This window comes from Glutamicibacter sp. AOP5-A2-18, from assembly GCF_052446055.1.
Classification (GTDB): domain Bacteria; phylum Actinomycetota; class Actinomycetes; order Actinomycetales; family Micrococcaceae; genus Glutamicibacter.
Genome location: NZ_JBQSVW010000001.1, coordinates 393,875 through 414,666, shown reverse-complemented (window position 1 = coordinate 414,666; position 20,792 = coordinate 393,875). Strand labels below are relative to the sequence as shown.

17 protein-coding genes and 1 pseudogene are annotated in these 20,792 nt (G+C 54.3%); 7 read left to right on the top strand and 11 right to left on the bottom strand.

Annotation, left to right across the window (positions count from 1 at the left end):
- Nucleotides 1–124 precede the first annotated feature (124 nt).
- Nucleotides 125–1,573 carry an MDR family MFS transporter gene (locus ACT3RW_RS02000; protein ID WP_444612648.1) on the bottom strand — a complete coding sequence of 483 codons (1,449 nt, stop codon included), beginning with the start codon at nucleotides 1,571–1,573 and terminating at the stop codon, nucleotides 125–127.
- 208 nt (nucleotides 1,574–1,781) lie between these two features.
- On the opposite strand from ACT3RW_RS02000, the gene ACT3RW_RS01995 reads away from it, so the two are divergent.
- Nucleotides 1,782–2,321, top strand: a complete 540-nt coding sequence (locus ACT3RW_RS01995) for an NUDIX hydrolase family protein (protein ID WP_131090487.1) — start codon at nucleotides 1,782–1,784, stop codon at nucleotides 2,319–2,321.
- Nucleotides 2,322–2,323: 2 nt separating this feature from the next.
- Here the strand turns inward: ACT3RW_RS01995 and ACT3RW_RS01990 are convergent, their stop codons facing one another.
- On the bottom strand, nucleotides 2,324–3,415 hold the full coding sequence (locus ACT3RW_RS01990; RefSeq protein WP_444612647.1) for an FUSC family protein: 1,092 nt from the start codon (nucleotides 3,413–3,415) through the stop codon (nucleotides 2,324–2,326).
- Nucleotides 3,416–3,548: 133 nt separating this feature from the next.
- Between ACT3RW_RS01990 and tgt the strand changes: the two genes are divergently transcribed.
- Nucleotides 3,549–4,844, top strand: a complete 1,296-nt coding sequence (gene tgt, locus ACT3RW_RS01985; RefSeq protein WP_131090489.1) for a tRNA guanosine(34) transglycosylase Tgt — start codon at nucleotides 3,549–3,551, stop codon at nucleotides 4,842–4,844.
- Nucleotides 4,845–4,916: 72 nt separating this feature from the next.
- Here tgt and ACT3RW_RS01980 read toward each other — a convergent pair whose 3' ends face one another.
- From ACT3RW_RS01980 to ACT3RW_RS01965, 4 genes are all read right to left on the bottom strand, one after another.
- The gene (locus ACT3RW_RS01980; RefSeq protein ID WP_131090490.1) at nucleotides 4,917–5,372 is read right to left on the bottom strand and encodes a GNAT family N-acetyltransferase; all 456 of its coding nucleotides are present in this window, start codon (nucleotides 5,370–5,372) and stop codon (nucleotides 4,917–4,919) included.
- Nucleotides 5,373–5,381: 9 nt separating this feature from the next.
- Nucleotides 5,382–6,983 (bottom strand): hypothetical protein, encoded by a 1,602-nt coding sequence (locus ACT3RW_RS01975; protein WP_444612646.1) that lies wholly within the window; start codon nucleotides 6,981–6,983, stop codon nucleotides 5,382–5,384.
- Nucleotides 6,973–7,668 carry an ABC transporter ATP-binding protein gene (locus ACT3RW_RS01970; protein WP_131090492.1) on the bottom strand — a complete coding sequence of 232 codons (696 nt, stop codon included), beginning with the start codon at nucleotides 7,666–7,668 and terminating at the stop codon, nucleotides 6,973–6,975. Before ACT3RW_RS01970 ends, ACT3RW_RS01975 begins: the two co-directional genes overlap by 11 nt.
- A 65-nt stretch (nucleotides 7,669–7,733) precedes the next feature.
- The gene (locus tag ACT3RW_RS01965; RefSeq protein WP_444612645.1) at nucleotides 7,734–8,444 is read right to left on the bottom strand and encodes a queuosine precursor transporter; all 711 of its coding nucleotides are present in this window, start codon (nucleotides 8,442–8,444) and stop codon (nucleotides 7,734–7,736) included.
- 404 nt (nucleotides 8,445–8,848) lie between these two features.
- Between ACT3RW_RS01965 and ACT3RW_RS01960 the strand changes: the two genes are divergently transcribed.
- From ACT3RW_RS01960 to ACT3RW_RS01940, 5 genes are all read left to right on the top strand, one after another.
- Nucleotides 8,849–9,505, top strand: a complete 657-nt coding sequence (locus tag ACT3RW_RS01960) for a TetR/AcrR family transcriptional regulator (RefSeq protein WP_165477392.1) — start codon at nucleotides 8,849–8,851, stop codon at nucleotides 9,503–9,505.
- Between the two features lie 124 nt (nucleotides 9,506–9,629).
- Entirely contained in the window at nucleotides 9,630–10,244 is a 615-nt protein-coding gene (locus tag ACT3RW_RS01955; protein WP_444612644.1) for a hypothetical protein, read from the top strand.
- Between the two features lie 34 nt (nucleotides 10,245–10,278).
- The gene (locus ACT3RW_RS01950) at nucleotides 10,279–11,100 is read left to right on the top strand and encodes a hydroxymethylpyrimidine/phosphomethylpyrimidine kinase (RefSeq protein ID WP_444612643.1); all 822 of its coding nucleotides are present in this window, start codon (nucleotides 10,279–10,281) and stop codon (nucleotides 11,098–11,100) included.
- Between the two features lie 372 nt (nucleotides 11,101–11,472).
- Nucleotides 11,473–11,961 (top strand): FBP domain-containing protein, encoded by a 489-nt coding sequence (locus ACT3RW_RS01945; RefSeq protein WP_131090497.1) that lies wholly within the window; start codon nucleotides 11,473–11,475, stop codon nucleotides 11,959–11,961.
- Between the two features lie 369 nt (nucleotides 11,962–12,330).
- Complete coding sequence (locus ACT3RW_RS01940) at nucleotides 12,331–15,618, top strand: S8 family serine peptidase (protein WP_444612642.1); 3,288 nt, start codon at nucleotides 12,331–12,333, stop codon at nucleotides 15,616–15,618.
- Between the two features lie 89 nt (nucleotides 15,619–15,707).
- Here the strand turns inward: ACT3RW_RS01940 and ACT3RW_RS01935 are convergent, their stop codons facing one another.
- The 5 genes and pseudogenes from ACT3RW_RS01935 to ACT3RW_RS01915 all read right to left on the bottom strand — a co-directional run bounded on the left by ACT3RW_RS01935 (nucleotide 15,708) and on the right by ACT3RW_RS01915 (nucleotide 20,741).
- On the bottom strand, nucleotides 15,708–16,961 hold the full coding sequence (locus ACT3RW_RS01935; RefSeq protein WP_444612641.1) for a glycoside hydrolase family 3 N-terminal domain-containing protein: 1,254 nt from the start codon (nucleotides 16,959–16,961) through the stop codon (nucleotides 15,708–15,710).
- A gap of 69 nt (nucleotides 16,962–17,030) precedes the next feature.
- Complete coding sequence (locus tag ACT3RW_RS01930) at nucleotides 17,031–18,050, bottom strand: DinB/UmuC family translesion DNA polymerase (RefSeq protein ID WP_444614600.1); 1,020 nt, start codon at nucleotides 18,048–18,050, stop codon at nucleotides 17,031–17,033.
- 494 nt (nucleotides 18,051–18,544) lie between these two features.
- Nucleotides 18,545–18,811, bottom strand: a pseudogene (locus ACT3RW_RS01925) (IS21 family transposase); the annotation flags it as partial.
- A gap of 533 nt (nucleotides 18,812–19,344) precedes the next feature.
- On the bottom strand, nucleotides 19,345–19,563 hold the full coding sequence (locus ACT3RW_RS01920) for a hypothetical protein (protein WP_444612640.1): 219 nt from the start codon (nucleotides 19,561–19,563) through the stop codon (nucleotides 19,345–19,347).
- 311 nt (nucleotides 19,564–19,874) lie between these two features.
- A complete protein-coding gene (locus tag ACT3RW_RS01915; protein ID WP_444612639.1) occupies nucleotides 19,875–20,741 on the bottom strand; it encodes a hypothetical protein in 867 nt (288 codons plus the stop codon).
- Between the last annotated feature and the right edge of the window lie 51 nt (nucleotides 20,742–20,792).

Sequence of the window (20,792 nt, the reverse complement as noted above, 5' to 3'; positions counted from 1 at the left end):
AGCCAGCCTACTGCCCAGTGCACTGGGGTAAAAGCATTGCGGTAAAAGCACTAGGCACACCCCAGATGCACAAACAGCTGGATACTCAGTAGTTGAGTATCCAGCTGTTTAGGTGTTAAACCGTTTAGTGCTTTTCTGCTTCGGCCTCTTGCGCGCCTAAGCTGACCAGTTCCTTCTTGCCACCAAGAAGGAAGCCAATCACGATGATGCCAACGCTGCAGCCAGCACCGATGAGGAATCCAGGCTGGAAGCCTTCAACCGTAGCGGCCAACTGATCGCTACCCGCGGCAATCTTGGAGGCGGTAGTCGCTGCCACAACGCCCACCAGCAGAGCGGTACCCATGGCACCAGCCAACTGCTGCAAGGTGGAAAGCAGTGCCGAACCGTGCGAGTGCAGGTGGTGCGGCAATGGGTTCAGCGCGGTGGTGAACGCAGGGGTGAAGATCAGGGCCAAGCCCAAACTCATCACCAGGTGCAGCACAACCAGCAACCAAATTGGGGTGCTCTCGTTCAGGATCAGTGCGTAGCCCAGCAACGAGGCCAGCAAGATGATTCCGCCAGGAACGATCAGTGGACGGGCCCCCAACCGGTCATACAACTTGCCAACCATTGGGGCCAAAATGCCCATCAGCAGGCCGCCAGGAAGCATGATCAAACCAGTGGTCAGGGTATCAATGCCCAGCACGTTGGTGAAGAACATTGGCAGCAAGATGATCACGCCGAACAGCGAGATCATGGCAAACATCATCAGCACTAGCGAAAGCGTAAAGTCCTTGAAGTTCAGCGGACGTAGATCCAGCAGCGCCTGATCTTGTTTCTGCAACCGCAGCTGCAGGAAGACAAAAGCAGCCAAGCAGAGCAACGCTACAACGAGGATGCCAATGTTCAGCGCACTCACGCCTACCGACAGTCGGCTCAGGCCAAAGACCAAGCCACCGAAGGCCGGGATAGCCAAAAGGACCGAGGTGAACGACAGCGGGGTGGATGCACCGTCTACTTCGTTGGACAGACGCGGGGTACCGATGATCAGTGCTGCGACCGCAATCGGGATGATCACGATGAACATGAAGCGCCACGACAGGTACTGCAGGATCAAACCCGAAAGTGTCGGGCCGATGGCTGGGGCCACGGAGATCACGATGGATACGTTGCCCATCAGCACACCGCGACGTTCAGCTGGCACTAGGTGCAAGATGGTGGTCATCAGCAGCGGCATCATGATGGCGGTACCGCAGGCCTGGACCACGCGGGCAACCAACAGGACGGTCAGTCCTGGCGCCAAGGCCGCCAGAATGGTGCCCAAGGTAAACATGCCAATGGCTAGGACAAAGACATTGCGTACGCTCAGGCGTTGCAGCAAGAATCCGGTCATCGGAATGACCACTGCCATGGTGAGCATAAAGATGGTGGACAGCCACTGAATTGCATCAGCGGTTACGTCGAATTCGTGCATCAGAACAGGTAATGCCACGTTCATGATTGTTTCGTTCAGGATGACCACGAAGCTGGATACGATCAGCACCGCAATCGTGGTGAAGTTCTTTTTGCTCAGTCGTTCTGGAGCGTTCGTCACGGCTGGAATCTGCTTCCACGAGTAATTGAAAAGGAAATATGCTCTCGGTGCCCACGGCGAACGCAAGGGGCAAGCATTGGGGAAAGCTTAACTAATTTTATCTTTAGATCTCCGGCGGTACTAGAGTGCGCTGGCGTGCAGTTGGTGAGTTGCGCAACACAGATACAGCTTCACCCATGGAGCGGGGTTTGTGTACGAAGATAGAAGCATGAACGTGCGTACCCCAGATCCGTATCCCGGATGGCTTTCTGAAGAAGATCTTTACGAAGCGCGTCAGCGCCTACCGATGCTTTATGTTGAAGCGATCCCGGTTCGCCTTGACCCGCTGGGTTATGTGAATGAAGTGGGGCTTCTGCTCACCGGTGACGATGACGGTCGTATGCTGCGGACCTTCGTTTCTGGTCGTGTGATGTACCGCGAGACCATTCGTGCCGCGCTGATTCGCCACATCGAGAAGGACCTGGGCACCATGGTGCTGCCACAGCTTCCGGCCTCGCCGGTTCCTTTCACCGTGGCCGAATACTTCCCGGCACCAAGTGAAACCGGATTAACCGACGACCGTCAGCACGCAGTTTCTATGTGCTACATCGTTCCGGTGCGCGGTGAATCCACTCCACGCCAAGATGCTCTGGAACTGACCTGGCTGACCCCGGCCGAAGCCCTGAGCTCAGATATTCAAGGCGCGTTTGCCGGTGGCCGCGAAAATATCTTGCGTCAGGCGTTGGCCCACGTGGGTATCAATATCTAAGTTCAGCTTTCGCTCTTGGGAACGAGGCCCTGCTTGCGTTTGAGTACCGAGCCGAGCCAACTTCCCAAGAGCACGCCGAGCATGCCCACGGCACAACCGATCAGTGTTTCAACCACGCGGTCATACATCACCGAGCCGCTGAGCCCGGTGCCCAGCGAGACGCCGACCAACGCCATGGGCGTGATAAAGATCTGCGCCATGAAATAGTTACGCATGACCAGCATCTCGGCCAAGAACTGGCACACGGCGATAAAGGCGAGCAAGATCCACATCTGCGGATTCGACCAGATCAGTAGCGCCATCAGGATCATGCCCACCAGCGTTCCCAATACACGGTGCACCCCGCGACGGATTCGCAGTCTAGTCGTATGCCCGACCAGAGGAACTACAGCGGCAACCATGGCCCAATAGTTGTGTCCGGCAGAAAGCTCACTGCCCAGAGTGTTGGCAAGAATTCCGGCCACACCAGCGGAGAGTACATGGAACAGCCCCTCCCACCAGATGGCTTTACGCACGTTATCGGACAGCGGTGGAAGCTTGGTACGTTTCCATAAACTAGCCCACTGACCTATGGCCCCAGAGGCGCCGATTACTAACGCCAGCACGATGGTCAGTCCCGCTACTAACAATGCCTCGCCCATGGGGGCCGCGTGGGGAATCGAAGCGATGGCCGCAAAAGCGAAGATATGGAATAGGGATCCGCCCGGGCGCAGGCGCATAAACCCGACCAGCACCGAACACAGCCCAGCAATGAGTGTTGTGGCTCCGACGATCTGCCACTTCATGACCTCTGGGTTCTGGTGGTCAACCCACCAATACGAGGCCGCTAGTGCCAAGGCGATGACGGCAAAAAAGAGAAGACCTGAACGAACCTGCATGCGCAATCGGTTCCAGTAACCATCAACTCGTCCGTAGACTCCGGTGAAAGCACCAAAGACCGCGAACACCACTAGATCCATTCGGTCAATGGCAAAGAGCGTGATCAGCGGAGCGAAGATGCCTAGGCCTGTACGCAACCCAATCCAGTGGTCCTTGCGGGCCGGTCCCAGCGTTACCAGCGACTTTGTTGATTCCTTCAGTTTCTCCAGACCCACAGTTTCCTTCCGTCGTGTTGGACACAACACATACCACCCATTATTCGCTCATTGCCATGTGAGGGGCTAGGTTTGTGGGCACTTTGACATTGTCGTTTTCCTCACCGGCGCGTTAATACGGCACACTTGGTACGTGCCCGAAAAGAACTTTGACCCCAGCTCCCCGCATGCCCGCCAAGAAGAATTTGGCTTTGAAGTCGGAACCCGACTCACTGCACCCGACGGCTCCCCAATGTTGGGTCGCACCGGCGTGATCCGCACGCCACACGGCGAAATCAAAACTCCTGCGTTCATTGCGGTGGGTACTAAAGCTACCGTCAAGGCGGTGACTCCCGCTCAGGTTAAAGAGCTTGGCGCTCAAGCAGTTTTGTCTAATGCTTACCACCTCTACTTGCAGCCCGGTGCGGACATCTTGGATGAAGCTGGCGGACTAGGTCAGTTCATGGGCTGGGACGGCCCTACCTTCACCGACTCCGGTGGATTCCAGGTTATGTCCTTGGGCTCAGGGTTCAAGAAGGTCATCGATATGAAGTCCGTTGACCAGTCAGGTCCGGATGACGCGGTAGCACCAGGCAAAGAACGCTTGGCTAACGTTGATGAGGAGGGTGTCTGGTTTAAGTCCCATCTTGATGGCACCAAGCACCGTTTCTCTCCAGAGATTTCCATGAATGTTCAGCACCAGATTGGAGCGGACATCATGTTCGCTTTTGATGAGCTGACCACTTTGCAGAATTCGCGCGGCTACCAGATTGAGTCCTTGGAGCGCACCCGTCGCTGGGCTGAGCGCTGCATCGCCGAGCACTTCTCACTAACTGATAACCGTGCGGGCAAGGAATATCAGGCACTCTTCGGCGTCATCCAGGGTGCACAGTATGAAGACCTTCGTCGCAAGGCCTGCCAGGATCTTGGAGCCATGGCCTTTGATGGTTTTGGTATTGGTGGAGCCTTGGAAAAGGAAAACCTTGGAACCATCGTAGGTTGGTGCGCCGAGGAACTTCCCGAAAACAAGCCTCGCCACCTGCTGGGGATCTCCGAGCCGGATGACATCTTTACTGCCATTGAAAACGGTGCAGATACCTTTGACTGCGTTTCGCCAACTCGTGTGGCGCGCAACTCGGCGTTTTACACCCCGTGGGGCCGCTTCAATCTTTCCGGTGCCCGCTACAAGCGTGATTTCACCCCACTGGTTGAAGACTGCGATTGCTACACCTGCCAGAACTTCACCCGCGCCTACATTCACCACCTATTCAAGGGCAAGGAACTACTCAGCCACACGCTGATTTCCATCCACAACGAGCACTTCACCGTTAGTTTGGTTGAATCTGCCCGCCAGGCGTTGGAAGATGGCACCTTCTTTAATCTCAAGGATAAGGTCTTGGCTAGCTACTACGCTGGCAAGCCGGATCCCCAGGGTCAGCCGGTGGCATAGTAGTCGGATAACAATTAAAAAGGGTGCTCATTTTCCGCCGTCAGGCGGGAAATGAGCACCCTTTGTCATGTTCTAGGCTGAGGCAGTCGCCGCTCGTCTAATCATCGGCAAGTGCATGATTCCGTCATCATCAAAGTCTTCGCCACATCGTTCAAATCCGAATTTTCCATACCAGTCTTCCAACTGGGTTTGAGCGCCGAGATGAATCTGAACGTCCGGGCGGCACATAAAAACAGCTTGCTTCATCAGCGTTCCGGCCAGTCCTCGACCCCGTGCTTCCGCCTTCGTAGCAACACGGCCGATATGCGGGTTTTCACCGTGAATATCAAGAATTCGTACGGTGCACAATAAGTCGCCGTCCTCCCATGCGCCCAGGTGCAGGGTTCCTTGAACGAGGTCCAGACCATCCAAATCCGGGTAAGAAGAACGCTGCTCAACAATAAAAACGTGCGTACGCAGTTTGAGCAACGCATACAGCTGCTCAGTGCTGAGGTCTTCCGGCTTATGAATTGAAATTTCTACGCTCATCTTCTGATCCTATCCGCGTAAACCTGCGTACGCCCGTCCGAGAAATGGTCGTAGGGCCCGGAGAGCAAATAGCACGGAAATTCCCCACAGCGGCCAACCAATTCCGGTTTCAGGACTGAGCACTAAAGCAAAGAGCGGCGCGTAAGTGGCCACCGCTGGAATTAAGGTGGACGCTTCATTCATCAGAACCATGACCACTGTTGTATCGCTGGTGGAGCCACCTAACAGGCTCTCCCAGTCGCGTTCTTTACGTTGCGCATGACCTAGGCTGGCTGCTGCCCCGCCAAGGGAGCCGACGATCACTGCTGCACCCCACAACCAGAAATTGCTCAGCTGAACGACGCCCAGCAATGCCAGTCCCCCAGTGAGCGTGGTCAACGCGATCACGCAATAGAAAACTGCAAAAAGTACCGCTGTTCGTTGTAGCTTAACCGCAGATTGTCCCAGGTGTTGTGTCAGTTGCGGCTGCGAGATCAAAGGCGAAATAGTTCCAGCTACGTTTATCGTCAGCAACAAACACAGCACGAGGTAAAACAGCAGAGCGCTCAGCGGGTTGGCCACCTGTTCAACAGTCGCAACCAGTGCCATGACCATCACCAGATACCCCAGCGTTGCATGCCAGCGCCCGCCTCGCAGTAAACGCAACACCAGAATGCGCCAGGCCACCGGCAGTCGGGAAGCAAGCTTGTTCCCACGACGTCGCCTGCGACCAATTGAAGCCGAAGATGGCTCCACGGCGCCTCTGGTATCTGCTTGCATCGCAGAGCCCAAGGCCAAGCGTTGATGCTCGCCGGCTACGCGCATGTCGCGCGCCCCGATCCTTGGGCTGCGTTTCCATGCCCACCAAGTACTGAGCACACTCAAGCACAGCAAACCGATTGCGGCAGGAGCCCATGCAGATAACCGGAGCACAGAGCTCGACGCACCTTCGACGACACTTATTGCCCACGGAATCTTCACCTGAAGCAAGAACCAGAATGCTGCAAGGACAACTATGGCGGCCACGATGCAGCGTCCCAGCCAGCGTTGTGCACGTGGTTGCAGCCCGTAGCTTTGCAACACAACCGCAAGGCTGGTCAAGAGCACTCCGGATAATGCAAAACTAATCAGTGCGTAAAGGGCTACCAGCGGTTCATAAGCACCGACCAAACCAAACATGACAATCAGCCAAAGCACCCCTACAAAACTGCTGGTCAGCAATCCAGACAGTAGTGCGCTTCGAATCGATCGGCCGAGAATGGGCCTGGTGCTAATTGGTAACGGCAGCCACCAGTCCGCCTTGGCAGCATTCACGCCTACAGGCCCTAGGTATAAAAACAGCCGTAGAACGCAGATGGCGCTGAGTATGAGCAGTACCGGCGACAGCTCTTGCAAACTCCATACCGTCCACGGTGTCTGTACGTGAGCTACCGTCTGCCCAAGAAGAGCAAAGATGAGGCCAAAGATCGCGCTGAAAAGATATGCCAAAGCAACAACCGCGGCCAGCACCCATACATAGACATCAGAGAAGTGATCAAAGCGTTCTGAAAAGTTGCGCCGTCGCTTTGCGCGGTTGAGCAACTGCTGCGGATCAAATTTGTTTTCCTGCAGAAGTTTTTCTCTAGCGTTCAAGCCACTGCGCTCCGGCCTCGGAGTGAAGGGCTTCACCTTGATCTTCGTTCAGCAAGAAGGCGTGGTTCAAACAGTGACGCAGCATCTGCGGATCGTGGGTCACTACTAGAAGTGTCGTCCCGGAACCTCTGAGTACGGCCAATCGATCATAGAGTTTCTGCCGGATACGCAGATCTAAACGTTGCTCCGGTTCATCAAGGATCATCAGCTGTGCAGGCCGAATGAGTGTCGCCGCCAACAGCACCTTGCGACGCTGGCCGGAGGAGAGCTCGCTGGGCAGTAGCCCGGCTACTTGTTGTAGCTCAAAAAACTCCAGCTCTTCACTGACGCTTTGTTTCCAAGAGTTCAGATTGTGGCCGCGAGCCACCAATTCAAGGTGTTCAGCAACGGTGAGTTCTTCAAAAAACGCTCCATCGGTGATCTGGACAGCGACATGCTGGCGGAAGGCTAGCGAGTCCTCGTTCACGGGCAGACCTAGAAATTCGACAGTGCCTTGCACCGGCGATAGGTGTCCAAGGATGGTGCGCACCAACGTAGATTTGCCACTACCGTTGGCTCCAATGATTCCCACCCCGTCGCCTGCGGAAACCTGCAGATCTAGCGGACCACAAATGACGCGTTGTTGGTAGCCAATAATCAGCTCGCGTGCTTCCAAGACAATCTTGGTGCTCTGACCTGTCTGCATGCTTGTAACGTTATCCCGCTACAACCACAAAGGGCATCGTCCTCGCGGATGATGCCCTTTGTTCACTACTTAGCGTTTACGGCTTGGATGTAGCCTGGTTCGCGTTGCTTGAACCATTTGATGACCAGCGAAGTCACCGGTACAAGAATGATTTCGACAGCTGTCTTATAGACAAAACCGACCACTACGTAGTTGATGAAGTTCGGCGCATCGGTAATACCAATGACCGGTGCGGCGACAGAGCAGAAAATCAGGGTATCGAGGAATTCGCCGACGCCGCTGGAACCAATCAGTCGTCCAATGAGCCCACGCTCCCCGGTGCGTTCCTTGAGTTTGACCAGCACCCACGAGTTAGCAAACTGTCCAACCAAGAAGCCGCAGGCCGAAGCGAGAACGATCTGCCAGATTGGGCCCAGCGTGCGTTCGAGTGCTTCTTGACCGTCGTAGAACTCGGCGGATGGTAGTTGGATCATGATCCAGAAGGAGAACACCGCAAAGATGGCGAGTGCGAAGGTGAGAATAATTGACCGCCGTGCAGCCTTTAGCCCGTATACCTCGGAAATAACGTCGCCGAGAATGTAGGCCAACGGAAAGAGAAAGAATCCTCCGTCGGTGATGATTGGGCCAAAGCTTACGCCTTTGGATGCACCGATGTTTGAGAGGATCACGATGGCACCCATCAGGGTGAGCACCGTGGAAAAGTATGGTGACCTCGCTGAAGCGAAGACCGCTTTATTGGCTTTGGTCAGGTTGTTTTCGGCGTTGTTCGCGCCCATGTAGTTGTCCTTGTCAAAAGTGGTTCGCCAGAACTTCGTCGCGAAGGCATGCTCGTACCTCAAAGGAATGGGTGGAGTTTCATGCCAGCGCGCGGTTCCGCTGTATTAGCACTTACCTAGCAAGTATCCCATGCTGACGGCCCTCGACTTAGGAACGCTTGAACGTGCAACTTAGTTTTCGAACCATTAGATCTCAAAATTCCGCATCTCATCTGGCATTCTTCGAAACAGTAAATCGAGGAATCTACTCCCCTAGTGATTGCCCTCGCTTGCATCCGCATGAAAGTTTTAGTTTTTTGAACGCGTTCAATAAATGCTAGAATCAACTCCATTAGCTTCCGTTCGAAAGGCTCAAGAGCATCCAACCGCGCACTGAAAAAGGTCGACAGACGCAGGCCAAACTTTTGGCGACTGCCTTGGACTGTTTTGCCATTGAGGGATACCGCGCATCAAGCATGCGGGTCATCGCTGCCAATGCTGGGGTAGCGCTTTCACATGCGTACTACTACTTCGAGTCCAAAGAAGACATCGTCGCGCAGCTGCTGCTGAACCTACGCAATGAGCAATTGCGGTTGTGCCAAGACGGGCTCGATGAGGGCAATACCTTAGAAACCAACATTCGCATCGTGCTGGAAGCTGGCGTGCAATCCTTGGCTCCCTATCATGAGTTCGGGCCGGCGTTTTTGAAGCTTTTGCTTTCTGGCGAGCATGCCAATGAAGAAGTAACCAAAATTGAACTGATGATGTGGGAACAGGCTGTTGGTGGCGCTCGGCCTTTGCCTCCCCTAGGTATCCGCCGAGATCTCCCCCGGTTCTTGCTACTTGTTGCGCGGCAGGTGTTCACCGCGTGGGCCTTTGACCAGTCCCCTGAGCAACGACGTTCACATACGCTGATCAAAAATTTGGCACCTGTGGTCGCTAAATTTGCAGTGCTTTGCCGTCTGCCCGTAGTCCGTTCCCTCTTTGAAGACATTCTGTCTCTCATTGATCCCAAAACCGCTGGCAAGATGGAAACGGATCATTCGGTGAGCTCGGCGCTAAAGCGGTCTAAAGCTTCCTAGATATCGGCTGTCCTCGCTGACAGAGAAATCCTAGAAACACAGTTGAGTATTGCCCAGTTTTTAGGCGTAAAGTCAGTGATGCCGATAGGTGACCCCTAGCGATTCAAAAGGAGAACGCAGCACTATGAGCGGAACTGCGCGAGCACTACCAGGTTGGACCAGCGGCTACGCATCATTGCGTGATCGTATTGCGTCTTTCCCTAACCAGCAGGAAATTCGTTCAGTGAATCAAAACGGCGACGACGTAGAGATCCTTCGTTACTGGCCTGATGATTCATGGACCGCCCCGTCCGATGCACAGCGTTTGATCTTCTTGGGCCCAGCTAATGACAGCACCGTCGCAAAGTTACAGGGCGAGGGCTGGGAGCAAAGTGCAACCATGCACTTGCTAGCTGGTAAGCCAGAAGATGTAGAACAAGTCGTCAAGCTGGCGGACACCTCAGGGCTTTTTGAAGCTCCCATGGAAAACTATGATGTTGTCGAGGTGACCGACTTTGACCGCCCGGTCGCCCGCGGACGAATGCACTTTGGTGCAACGTACGGTCTGCTCAGCGACCCGGACTTGTTCTCTCCCGATGATCCAGATGTCGCCCGCCGCGCGGTACTGGCCAACTTGGCCGGATCCGCTTTCAGCCATGGACTGCCCTGGCTACTGATGGTAGCTACGCAAGAGCATGCTGCTAGCTTGCCTGAAGGTTGGTCCAAAGCGACCACGCTGACTTTCTGGCAGCACAACTAACCGTTCGAAATCCGTACTACATTCAATTGAGACTATGACTAATACAAACATTGTTGCTCCAGCCATAACCTTGACTATCGCAGGTTCCGAAGCCACCGGCGGTGCAGGTGCTCAGGCCGATTTGAAGACTTTCCAGGAACTGGGAACCTACGGCATCGTTGCCCTGACTTGCATTGTCTCCTTTGATCCTAAGGATTCGTGGAACCACCGCTTTGTGCCAGTCGATCAGCAGGTCATTGCAGATCAGCTCGAAGCAATCCAAACTTGCTACGAAGACAAGTTGAGCACCGTCAAGCTCGGCATGATGGGTTCACCAGCAACCATCAACACCGTGGCCACCGCATTGAAGTCCCAGAAGTGGGACAACGTTTTGCTGGACCCAGTTTTGATCTGCAAGGGTCAGGAACCTGGCCACGCACTGGATACCGACGAAGCGTTGAAGGCCGAACTGCTGCCATTAGCTACCTTCGTGACCCCAAACCACTTTGAAGCAGAACAGCTTTCCGGACTGAAGATCAGCACCGAAGAAGATCTGGTCGAAGCAACCAAGAAGATTCACGAAATCTCCGGCGCTGCAGTATTGGCTAAGGGTGGGGTACGCATCGCTGGCGAAGACGCTATTGATGTCTTCTACGACGACACAACCCTAGAAATTCTTCGCGAAAAGAAGATCGGCGAAGTCGCCGTTTCAGGTGCTGGTTGCTCACTGGCAGCAGCCGTGACCGCGGAGCTCGCCAAGGGCGCTACCGCGCTGGAAGCTGCCCGCACGGCTAAGGCCTTTGTTACCGAGGGCATTCGCAACCGCGTTTCGGGAAACACCCCATTTGATGCCTTGTGGCAGGGTGGACGGCGCTAAGCCCGGGGTCAAAACCTGATTCACCATGGTGCCGGTCGCATTCATTATTGAATGCGACCGGCACCACGTTTAAGCGTGATCACGCTCATTGGCAAGTTTCGATCACTCTTGCTACGGTTGCTTTAGAACATTTATTTCGATGCGTGAATAGGTCACGGGAAAGGGCGGTCGGCTATGCAAGCCACTTTGACGCTCCACCCGTTCGTCTGCGCGTCGAACGGGGTTAGCTAGAAAGTCTCCCGCCAAAGGTTTAGGCCTGCGGGCTTTGATTGGCGCACCCGCATCTTTTTTACGTTGCAGACCTCAGTCTCCCTTTTTTGACTAAAACTTCCGTGCGCCCTTTTTCTGTGCGCGGATAATTTGAGGATTATCATGCAGCCATTGACCGAAAAAATCATTCGCTCATCTTTCGTTAACGCCACCCGCCAAGAAGCAAAGCGACTGACGCTTCCAGAGAACTTCGCCACCCTGGACTGGGATTCCATGGAGTACTTGGGTTGGCGAGATTCCAAGTTGCAGCAGCGCGGTTACCTGTTCCACACCGATAGTTCAGGAAACACCCGTGGCATCTTGTTGCGCCCAGCAAGTGGCGAGCGCAAGCCGACCAACGTCACCATGTGCGAGATGTGCCGAGACGTCAACATTCCTGTTGCCGTGGGCATGTGGACCACACGCAAAGCTGGACAGGCCGGACGTGACGGTGACACCTTGGGCACCTTGATTTGCCTGAACTTCGAATGCTCACGCAATGTGCGCATTCCACCTCCAAAAAATCCGATCTACCCGGATCCAATGGTGGTTGTTGCCGAACGCATCGAGCTACTCGACGAGCGAGTTCATAGCTTCTTGAACCGCCTCTAACCACGGCTCATAGCATCTAGGTTCACCTCGATGGGCCAACAACAAACCCGCCTAGCATTAGCCAACTGCTGAGTAACAATGCGTCTATTTTTTCTAAAAAATCGACGCGCTCGGTCGCTAACGCTGGGCGGGTTTGTCGCGGTGGTGCGCGGATTTTATTGTGAAACCGCCAAGCCACGCACGATACCGTTTACAGAAAATTATTCAACAACCCCTTGATATATGCTGTGGGTCACCTAGGATTCCTAGCTATAGGCCCTCGTACTAGCGGACGTGGGCCTCGGACGATCATCAAAGCTCGCACCGCTTTGCCATTTTCGCCCGCCCATGACGGGAGCACTACCGCTATCCAGCCCAGCTAGGAGAATCATGGTCACTCGGCGCACGCAACGAGTGCCGCGTCTGATCTTGGGGTCAGCCACTGCACTTGCAATGGCTGTCACCTTGTCAGGACCGGCAAGTGCAGCAGGTATCCCCCAACCAGCAGATGGCGAACAAGCTTTCTCGCTACCAATTAGCGACACCCAGGCGCTATCAAAACTGAAGGTTTCAGGGCCACTAGCTAAGGCCAGCGGCAAGGTATCCGTCTTTGTCCAATTTGAGGGCGACGGAGCATTTGAAACCGTCAAAAAATCAGGCAAGAAAAAAGATGCTGCCAAGGTAAAGAAGATGGACAAGGACGTTAAGGCCAAGGGCAAGCAGCTCGCCGCCGAGTCCAAGTCTTCAATCATCTACACCACCCACAATGCATTGCAGGGTGTGGCGCTGACCGGTGACGCGGATAATCTGCGAAAGCTCGCTGAACGTAGTGACGTAGCAAAAATCAGTTCCATCGTTCCAAAGAAGCCTTCCAACCGCTCGTCGGTCGTTGATACCGGGGCCTTGGAATCTTGGAAGTCCTTGGACAAGACCGGTAAAGGCGTCAAGGTAGCTGTACTGGATACCGGCGTTGATTACACCCACGCAAGCTTCGGTGGGCCAGGTACCTTGGAAGCCTACAAGCAAGCCCAAGCATCAACGGAACTTCCTTCTGCAGAATCAAAACTGCGCGACGGCGATAAGTTCATTGGTGGCTGGGACCTTGTTGGCGATGACTACAACGCTAACGATGCCGATGACACCTACCAGCCGATTCCGCACCCAGACCCCAACCCATTGGACTGTGAAGCAGCCGGCCACGGTTCCCACGTTGCGGGCACCACCGCAGGCTACGGCGTAAACGCAGATGGTTCCACCTTCACCGGAAAATACTCGGACCTTGATACCAAGGCCCTATCAGAGATGAAAGTTGGCCCCGGCTCCGCTCCGGAAGCACAGCTCATCGGCATTCGCGTCTTTGGCTGTTCCGGCTCCTCATCGGTAGTGGGCCAGGCACTGGATTACGTTCTGGATCCCAACGGTGACGGCGATTTCTCCGACCGCGCCCAGGTAGTGAACATGTCTTTGGGTTCAGATCACTCACCTACCGAGGATCCGGAAAACGACATTGTTGATGCCCTGACCAAGGCCGGCATCCTCTCGGTAGTAGCCTCGGGTAACGCAGGAGATGTCACCGACGTCGGCGGTTCGCCAGGTAACTCGCGATCCTCACTGACCGTAGCCAACTCGGTAGGCTCACACGTCACCCTGGATAAAATCCAGATTGATGGACCAAGTGATGTTGCCGGTTCGGCATCCGGACAGTACTCCGCAAACTTCAACTACGCCAAGGCTGATGCTGCTGCGCTCTCGGGCGATGTAGTTATGGCCCCGGCTGGCAATGAATTTGGTTGCGAGCCATTCGAAGCAGGTTCTCTGGAAGGCAAGTGGGTTTGGCTCAAGTGGAGCGAGAACGGCGAATTCCCTTGTGGATCCGGCGCTCGCTTCAACAACGCTGAAGCCGCCGGCGCCACCGGAGTGCTCTTGGATTCCGAGGCTAACCTCTTCGACGCTGGCATTGCCGGTAACGCTACGATCCCAGGTGCTCAGTTCACTTTGGATCAGTCCGAAAAATTGCGTCCAGCTGCTGAAGCCGGAACGTTGAAGGTTACCCTGTCCCCTGATTTTGTTGGAGCCTCCTCCAGCGAATCAGGAGCAGGTGACACGCTGAACTCCTCATCATCGCGTGGCGTACACGGCACCAACGGTGTGGCGAAGCCAGACGTAGCAGCCCCAGGTACGCAGATTAGCTCGGTAGGCGTCGGAACCGGCACCGGTACCGCAGTCATGTCGGGCACCTCGATGGCTACCCCACTGGTTGCAGGTATCGCAGCTCTGGTTCTTCAGGACAGCGACTACACCCCGTACCAGGCTAAGAGCGTCATCATGAATACCGCTGCCACCGATATCAAGGCAGCCAATGGCGAAGCTTATGGACCAAACCGTGTGGGTGCTGGCCGAGTGATGGCCGATGCTGCATTGGATACTCCAGCATTTGCCTACGATTCTGAAGCACCGGATCTGACCAGCGTGGTCTTTGGCGTGATTGAGCTTGACGGTAAGAAGGGCTACTCCGCACAGCGCAAGATCACCGTGAAGAACACCAGCGACAAGGCTCAGACCTACAAGGCTGACTACGTAGCTGCAACCCAGATCCCGGGCGCAAGCTACACCTTGGATCAAAACAGCGTTACTGTCCCAGCTGGCGGCACCGCCGAGTTGACGGTGACCCTGAAGGTTGATCCGCAGCAGTGGACTAAGACCATCGATCCAACGATGGAAACCACTCAGTCCGGTTTGGCTCGCACGTGGATTGCCGACACTACCGGTCGCGTTGAGCTGACCAGCAGTGACGCTCCAACCTTGCGTGTTCCTGTACAGGCTGCTCCAAAGCTGACCTCGGATATGTCCGGGTCGGTCAAGAAGCTGAAGAAGGGTTCTAACACCACCTCGCTGAAGCTCAAGGGCAAGGACATCACCGCTGGTGAAGGCGCTACCGAGGTTACCTCGTTGCTTGGTGCCTTTGAACTTGGTGCTTCCAGCGATCGCGGCGACGCTTCGCTGGATGCCATTCCTGCAGCACGTTCCATGGACCTGCAGTACGTCGGTGCATCAAGCACTGCACCTCGTACCGGTGTGGCCGATGGTCAGTTGAACATCGGTATTTCCACTTGGGAGAACTGGGCTCACCTAGCCGGTGGCACCGAGCTGGACGTTGAGATTGATACCAATAGCGATGGCAAGGCAGACTTTGTCACCTTCACCACCGTGATGGACGAGATTGATCTGGATCTAGCAGCAACCTTCGATCTGGCGACCGACGAACAGGTTGATCTTCAGCCAGTGAACGGTGTGCTTGGCGATGTTGATACCAACACCTTTGACACCAATACGGCAATCCTGCCAGTCTCCCTCTCGGCCCTTGGCCTGGATGAAGATGCTGCAGATATCTCCTACCGTGTCCTTGGCTACACCTGGTACAACACCGATGACGATGGCTCCATGGTTCCGGTAGATCAGACCGACTGGATCAACTTCAACGTGGCAACCCCACAGGTTGATTTTGGTGCAGAAGGTTCACTGCTTACCGACTTAAAGGGCAACACGATTCCGGTCACCGTAGCCGACAGCGCCAAGGCTTCCAAGGCACTGCTGCTGCACCTGCACAACGCTGATACCAAGCGTGCACAGGTACTGGATATCGTTTCCGGTAACACCGGAAAGCCGAAGAGCAACTAGTCTTCAGTTTTCCCTAGACCGGGTCCGGGGCACTTTCCTAGCGAGTAGGAAAGTGCCCCGGACCTTTTTAATGCCACGGTTTTTCTCAGCTAGCCAGCTTGGTCTAATTTAGCTTCCAGAATCAGCACTGCCGCTTCACGAATTTGGTCGGCGAACTCCTTTTCCTCGTTAGCTTCTTTGGCTAACGCTTTAGCCATGGTGATCGCCGGGCTAGATTTGACGCACAGTGGCACGGTGCCGCCGGCGGCTACAAACTTCACTGCGCGCTGACCGACCGCTACCTGCGCCACTTGTTTGGCTTCGCACAGATCATCGGAAATCACCACACCCTGATAACCGAGTTTTTGGCGCAGCAGACCGGTGATGACCTTCTTTGAAAACGGCGCTTCGTTCTGCGCATCAATTTTTGTGTAGCGGGCGTTGGAGATCATGACCCACGAGTTACCCTGGCTAATCGCCTGCTTAAAGGGTTCAAGATCGGTGGCGTCTGCACCGATCTCGGTGTCCGTGACACCACTGGAGGTATCGGTATTTTTGGCCACCCTGCCCAGTCCTGGGAAGTGCTTAACTACCGGCTGCACTCCGGCGTCATTCAACGCGTCGTTCACTGTGCCGATGGCTTGAGAAACTTCGCCGGCAGTATTGCCATACTGTCGCCCGAAATAACCGATCGGTGCGTTGCTGGTGCCAACTTTGGCTGGAACCACATCGGCGACCGGTGCGAGGTTTACATTGATGCCAGCCTCAGCAAGCTCCGCGCCGACTTTTTTGATGTTCGTGGCCTGTTTGCCCGAGGACCATTGGCCTTGCTGCGCGGCGGCCGGCAGATTGGTAAAACCTGTCCCCTGCAGGACCCGAACAAATCCACCTTCTTGATCGGTGGCCACCCACACCGGTAAATCATCGGGGACATTGGATTTCAGGCTCTTGGTGATGATAGCGGTTCGCGCCGCTGTTTTTTTCACCGAGAGTTGCGAACGTCCGCGCAAGAAAACATTGGTGATGCCCTGTTTCTCCATGGCTTTCAGTTCAGTGCTACTGGCACCCGTGGCAGGGACTCCAGCCATCACCAGGCTGGCCGCTTGTTGCTCAACGGACAGTTGATCAACAAGTTCCTCGGCCTGTTCACGAGACGTAGGCGCCTGCGGTGTTTGGGCAGCGGCGGAGCTACTTTGGGTGCTGTCCTCAGAGGACGTTGCTGATGGTGCAGATCCATTGTTACTTGAAGAGCTGGCTTTTGGAGAGCTCTGCGTACTGGTCTCGGAACTTGGCGAACTGCAACTGGTCAGCATGAGCATGGCAAGCATTCCCAGCGACATGAGCTGTCTGACGTGAGTGGTCATAACTTCATCCTCTCACCGTGATCTGCAAGGATACCGAATGTCTTCAGCCAGAATTCCGCTCTGGACGGTTCAGGCACGAACTTCTAGTAGTTCATCCCATTCGGTGGTGTAGCGCTGAGAGATATGTTCACGTTTCATTGTCCAGGTAGGGCTTTGCGCCAAGCCCGCAGGGCCTAGACCAATGGATTTCGCGCCAAATCGAGCTGAAATATCTTGGACTACCGAGGAGACATTTTTCTGTTCTGTCTCATCGTGCTCATCACCCATGTCAAAAAGATCAAGTTGTTTTTCACCCGGTGAATCGCTGAGGCCAGAGAGGATCACTCCTCCACGCACGTAGTCCGTCCCCGGCTGCATAAGATCACCCATGGCCGCGATGGCCAGCTTGCTAAGCAGAATCGGATCTCTGGTTGGCCGCGGCAGGCGCACTTGCGCGCTCGGGAATGAAGCCTCACCTTGAGCAAAGCGGCTGGTGCCTGCAGTGACGGTGAGTAAGGTGGCGTAGCGTCCTTCGCGGACCAGCCTGCTCGCGGCCTTCTGCGCATAGATGGACATAACTTCTTCCATCGCTTCACGGGTGCGTACTGGGGAAGAGAAAGATCGAGTGAACATAACTTGTCCGCGGTCGGCTCGCTCTTCAATCGGGCCAATGCAGCGCTGACCATTAAGTTCAAAAACCGTACGCTGCAAAACCACTGAAAACTTCTTGCGGATTAACAACGGGTCAGCCGCCTTGAGATCCGCGATTGTCTCTATGCCCATGGACGCCAACTTGGCACCAGATTTACGTCCAACTCCCCAGACATCAGTGACGGGCACCCGGGTGAGAATGTTTTCTAAAACCTGCTGATCCATGAGGCCTTGGACGCAGACCCCGTTGAGCCCTGCATTGTGTTTTGCAATGTGGTTGGAGAGCTTTGCCAATGTTTTGGTGGAGGAAACACCAACGCAGACCGGGACCCCAATGGTCTTATCGATAGCCGTGCGGATGTGTGCTGCGGTTTTACGCACCTGCTCTAGGTTTCCTTCCAACCCGATGAACGATTCATCGATGGAATACACCTCGTGCCAAGTTCCAAAACGTCCCAGTAGTTCTACTGGTAGCGTTTCCGGTTCGATAGTGCACTATTCGTCATCTTTCTCAGCCTCGATCCTGTGAAACTGAGGTTATCGTATATCTGTTTCTGTCGAACAGTCAGCTGCGCGTTGAGATCGAATGAATATTTGACTCTTTGAGAGCCATCTAAATTTTGACTCAGAGCCACCCGTTATTGCCGTTCAGCGCCACCAAATATTCTCGTTCAGAGCCACCAGCACCACGCGGTCCATCCAGTGGCTTCGAACAAAGAATTCCATCAAGAAGATAAGCGGTTCCTAGCCTCCCACATTCGAGTACGCCTCACGCATGTTGAACCCACCGGCCTCAACCCAGATCGTGTTGTGCATGATGCGATCCATGATCGCCTGTTTCGTGCCACCGCTTAGTGACCCTTAACTAAGGTCTGACTGACGGCTCAAGATCTACTGGAACATGAGCATCAAAAGTCATTTCTTCTCCGTTGATCAACACAAGGGAAACCCGCAATGCTTCCAAACCCCTTATGCACCGTGGACCAGTCCAGTTGGATGAAGACGCTCTCGTGCTCGCTACGGCCAGGGAATAGCAGTTCGTAGACTAGAGCCTCAGTGAGGTCCTTGAGTTCGACCCAGCAGCGTGAGGTTACGTCAGCGGCGTTGAGGACTTCGGCGACGCTAGTGTAGGAGATGCCTTGGGCGGACGCGATGACGCGTCCTGAGAAACCTTCGACGCGAAGCTGCAATATTCGCTTCGCTTTGATCTTTCGTGCCATTGAAAATGGCTCCGTCCACCACACAGTCGGCTCCGTGGGGGAAGGAGCTTATACAGGGTGGCTCTAAAGAGAATATTCAGTGGCTCTGATCGAGAATAACGGTGTTTTCATCTGGTGGCGCTGAATGGTAATTTTGGTGGCTCTCATGGAGTCAAATATTCAATCGAAAGAATGAAACCTTGATCGCGGAATACGCAACTAGGCAGAGCGCGTAGAAAAGACGAATCTGTCTGTGACATTTCCAGAGGGCTGAGCGCGCCAGTCGGTACAGTCCACAGCGTTCTGACAGAAGGATCGCACTGGCAAATTATCTGCTTAAGTAAAGATCGAAATTTCTGAGACTGCACTATGCGGCGTGATCTTCATCGAAAAACTACAAATTAAGCCTCGCGCTATTCAAGTGATGTCCGCCAGACGCAGAAAGACCTCGTGATCCTAACGATCACGAGGTCTTTGGCGAATAGCCCGTTCACCGTCTGCAGAGAGGCGCTATCCGTGTCATTCAACAGCACGGGCCGCATCGGTCATTGACGTTAGGGGTGCTCCTTCCGATATTTACGAATTCGATCAACATCTTCTTCCGCGCGTTTCTTGGTGCTCAGCACACCGCAGGAGGGATAGGTTGCTTCGGTGGCAGTGGGCGCAACAAGTACTTGTCGCCCGGTAGCTTCGTTGGCGGCAGCGATGACGCTGTAGTCGGTGAGGTTGAGAAGAATTGATGCAGCATTGAATGGCCTGGTATCCTCAAACACGGCACGTAGTTCTTTGCAGATGAATTTATTTTCGTCGACATTCATCTTCGCAGAGGTACTGTAAGCCTCACTTATTTTGAGTCACCACGCTAGATATTGAAGAGCCACTTATTGGCGTGATCTCGCATCGATGTCTCGGATCAATTTTCTTTGCCCGAGTACCGCGCTTACGGATAGACCAATAGCGCAGATCAACACGATAATGCTCGTAAGTAGATTTTCGCTATTGAAATACATCAGTGCGAGAACGAGTATCGCTGGAACCAGATAATAGAGCGGTCCATAGTTATCTTTCATCACTCAACCTCATTTCACGAGAAGCAAGCACTTTGAAGTGCGGTTATTCCAAGAATGTCAGCAAATACATTTCCGTATGTTTTCTTGATGTAGGCGGTGTACTTACCCCAGTCATGGTACGTATTCCAAGCGCGCACCATGACTTCGAACCCTTTCTTTACGCTTCCGAATTTGGCGGCGAGCTTGACTCCAGCTGCGGCGAACTTACCTCCAGGGACAAACAGCGGAAGGACTTCTACGCCGATTGTCCCGATGCACTTTGCCCACCCCCAAACTGTGTTTGGATCAGCCGTAACAGGGAATGCAGTATCTTTGCTGAACGCCACGTTCTGAATGAGCTTTCCATCTTCAAGGGTGAAGCTGGTTGGCACTTTCTTGCCGTTGGCGTCGTAAGCCCACGGGGTTTTTATTCCACCAACATACTCTCCACGAGAGTCAGTAAAACTAACCGAGCCGTCTTTCTCAAGGGATGCGGTAGTCGCGGAGGGAGCTTTCAGCGGGAAAGCGTACTTGTGCGAGGCTTCTGCTGACTCGATAGATATAAGAGTCTGAGAACCTGTCGACGTCGCAAAACTTGAGATCTCCGCACCCTTTGTTTCAGTGGTGACAAGAGGGGTGCTCAAGTCTTTGACTAAGGATTGAGGAACGCCCGAAAGTGAGGGCGTCTTGAGATCTGTTAGTTGCCCAGGCAGGGTGAGCTCAAGTTCAGAACTGGCTTGCTTTACTTCAATGGTTTTCTGATCAACAGTTACTTGCTGTGAGATTGATCTTTCTGGTTCGCTTTCAATACCAGTATCAGCGAGCGCACCTGTTGGCATGGCAACAAGTAATGCGCCCGTGACTGCGGCTCCGCATAACATGGCGGTGTATTTCTTGAGCATCTTTGCTCTCCCTATCTGTATTCCGAGTGCTGGATGACCTGCGCCACCACG

Coding starts and splice junctions, on each gene's coding strand:
- ACT3RW_RS01995 (WP_131090487.1), top strand. CDS start 1,782: ATGAACGTGCGTACCCCAGATCCGTATCCCGGATGGCTTTCTGAAGAA.
- ACT3RW_RS01980 (WP_131090490.1), bottom strand. CDS start 5,372: ATGAGCGTAGAAATTTCAATTCATAAGCCGGAAGACCTCAGCACTGAG.
- ACT3RW_RS01970 (WP_131090492.1), bottom strand. CDS start 7,668: ATGCAGACAGGTCAGAGCACCAAGATTGTCTTGGAAGCACGCGAGCTG.
- ACT3RW_RS01965 (WP_444612645.1), bottom strand. CDS start 8,444: ATGGGCGCGAACAACGCCGAAAACAACCTGACCAAAGCCAATAAAGCG.
- ACT3RW_RS01955 (WP_444612644.1), top strand. CDS start 9,630: ATGAGCGGAACTGCGCGAGCACTACCAGGTTGGACCAGCGGCTACGCA.
- ACT3RW_RS01950 (WP_444612643.1), top strand. CDS start 10,279: ATGACTAATACAAACATTGTTGCTCCAGCCATAACCTTGACTATCGCA.
- ACT3RW_RS01945 (WP_131090497.1), top strand. CDS start 11,473: ATGCAGCCATTGACCGAAAAAATCATTCGCTCATCTTTCGTTAACGCC.
- ACT3RW_RS01940 (WP_444612642.1), top strand. CDS start 12,331: ATGGTCACTCGGCGCACGCAACGAGTGCCGCGTCTGATCTTGGGGTCA.
- ACT3RW_RS01935 (WP_444612641.1), bottom strand. CDS start 16,961: ATGACCACTCACGTCAGACAGCTCATGTCGCTGGGAATGCTTGCCATG.
- ACT3RW_RS01915 (WP_444612639.1), bottom strand. CDS start 20,741: ATGCTCAAGAAATACACCGCCATGTTATGCGGAGCCGCAGTCACGGGC.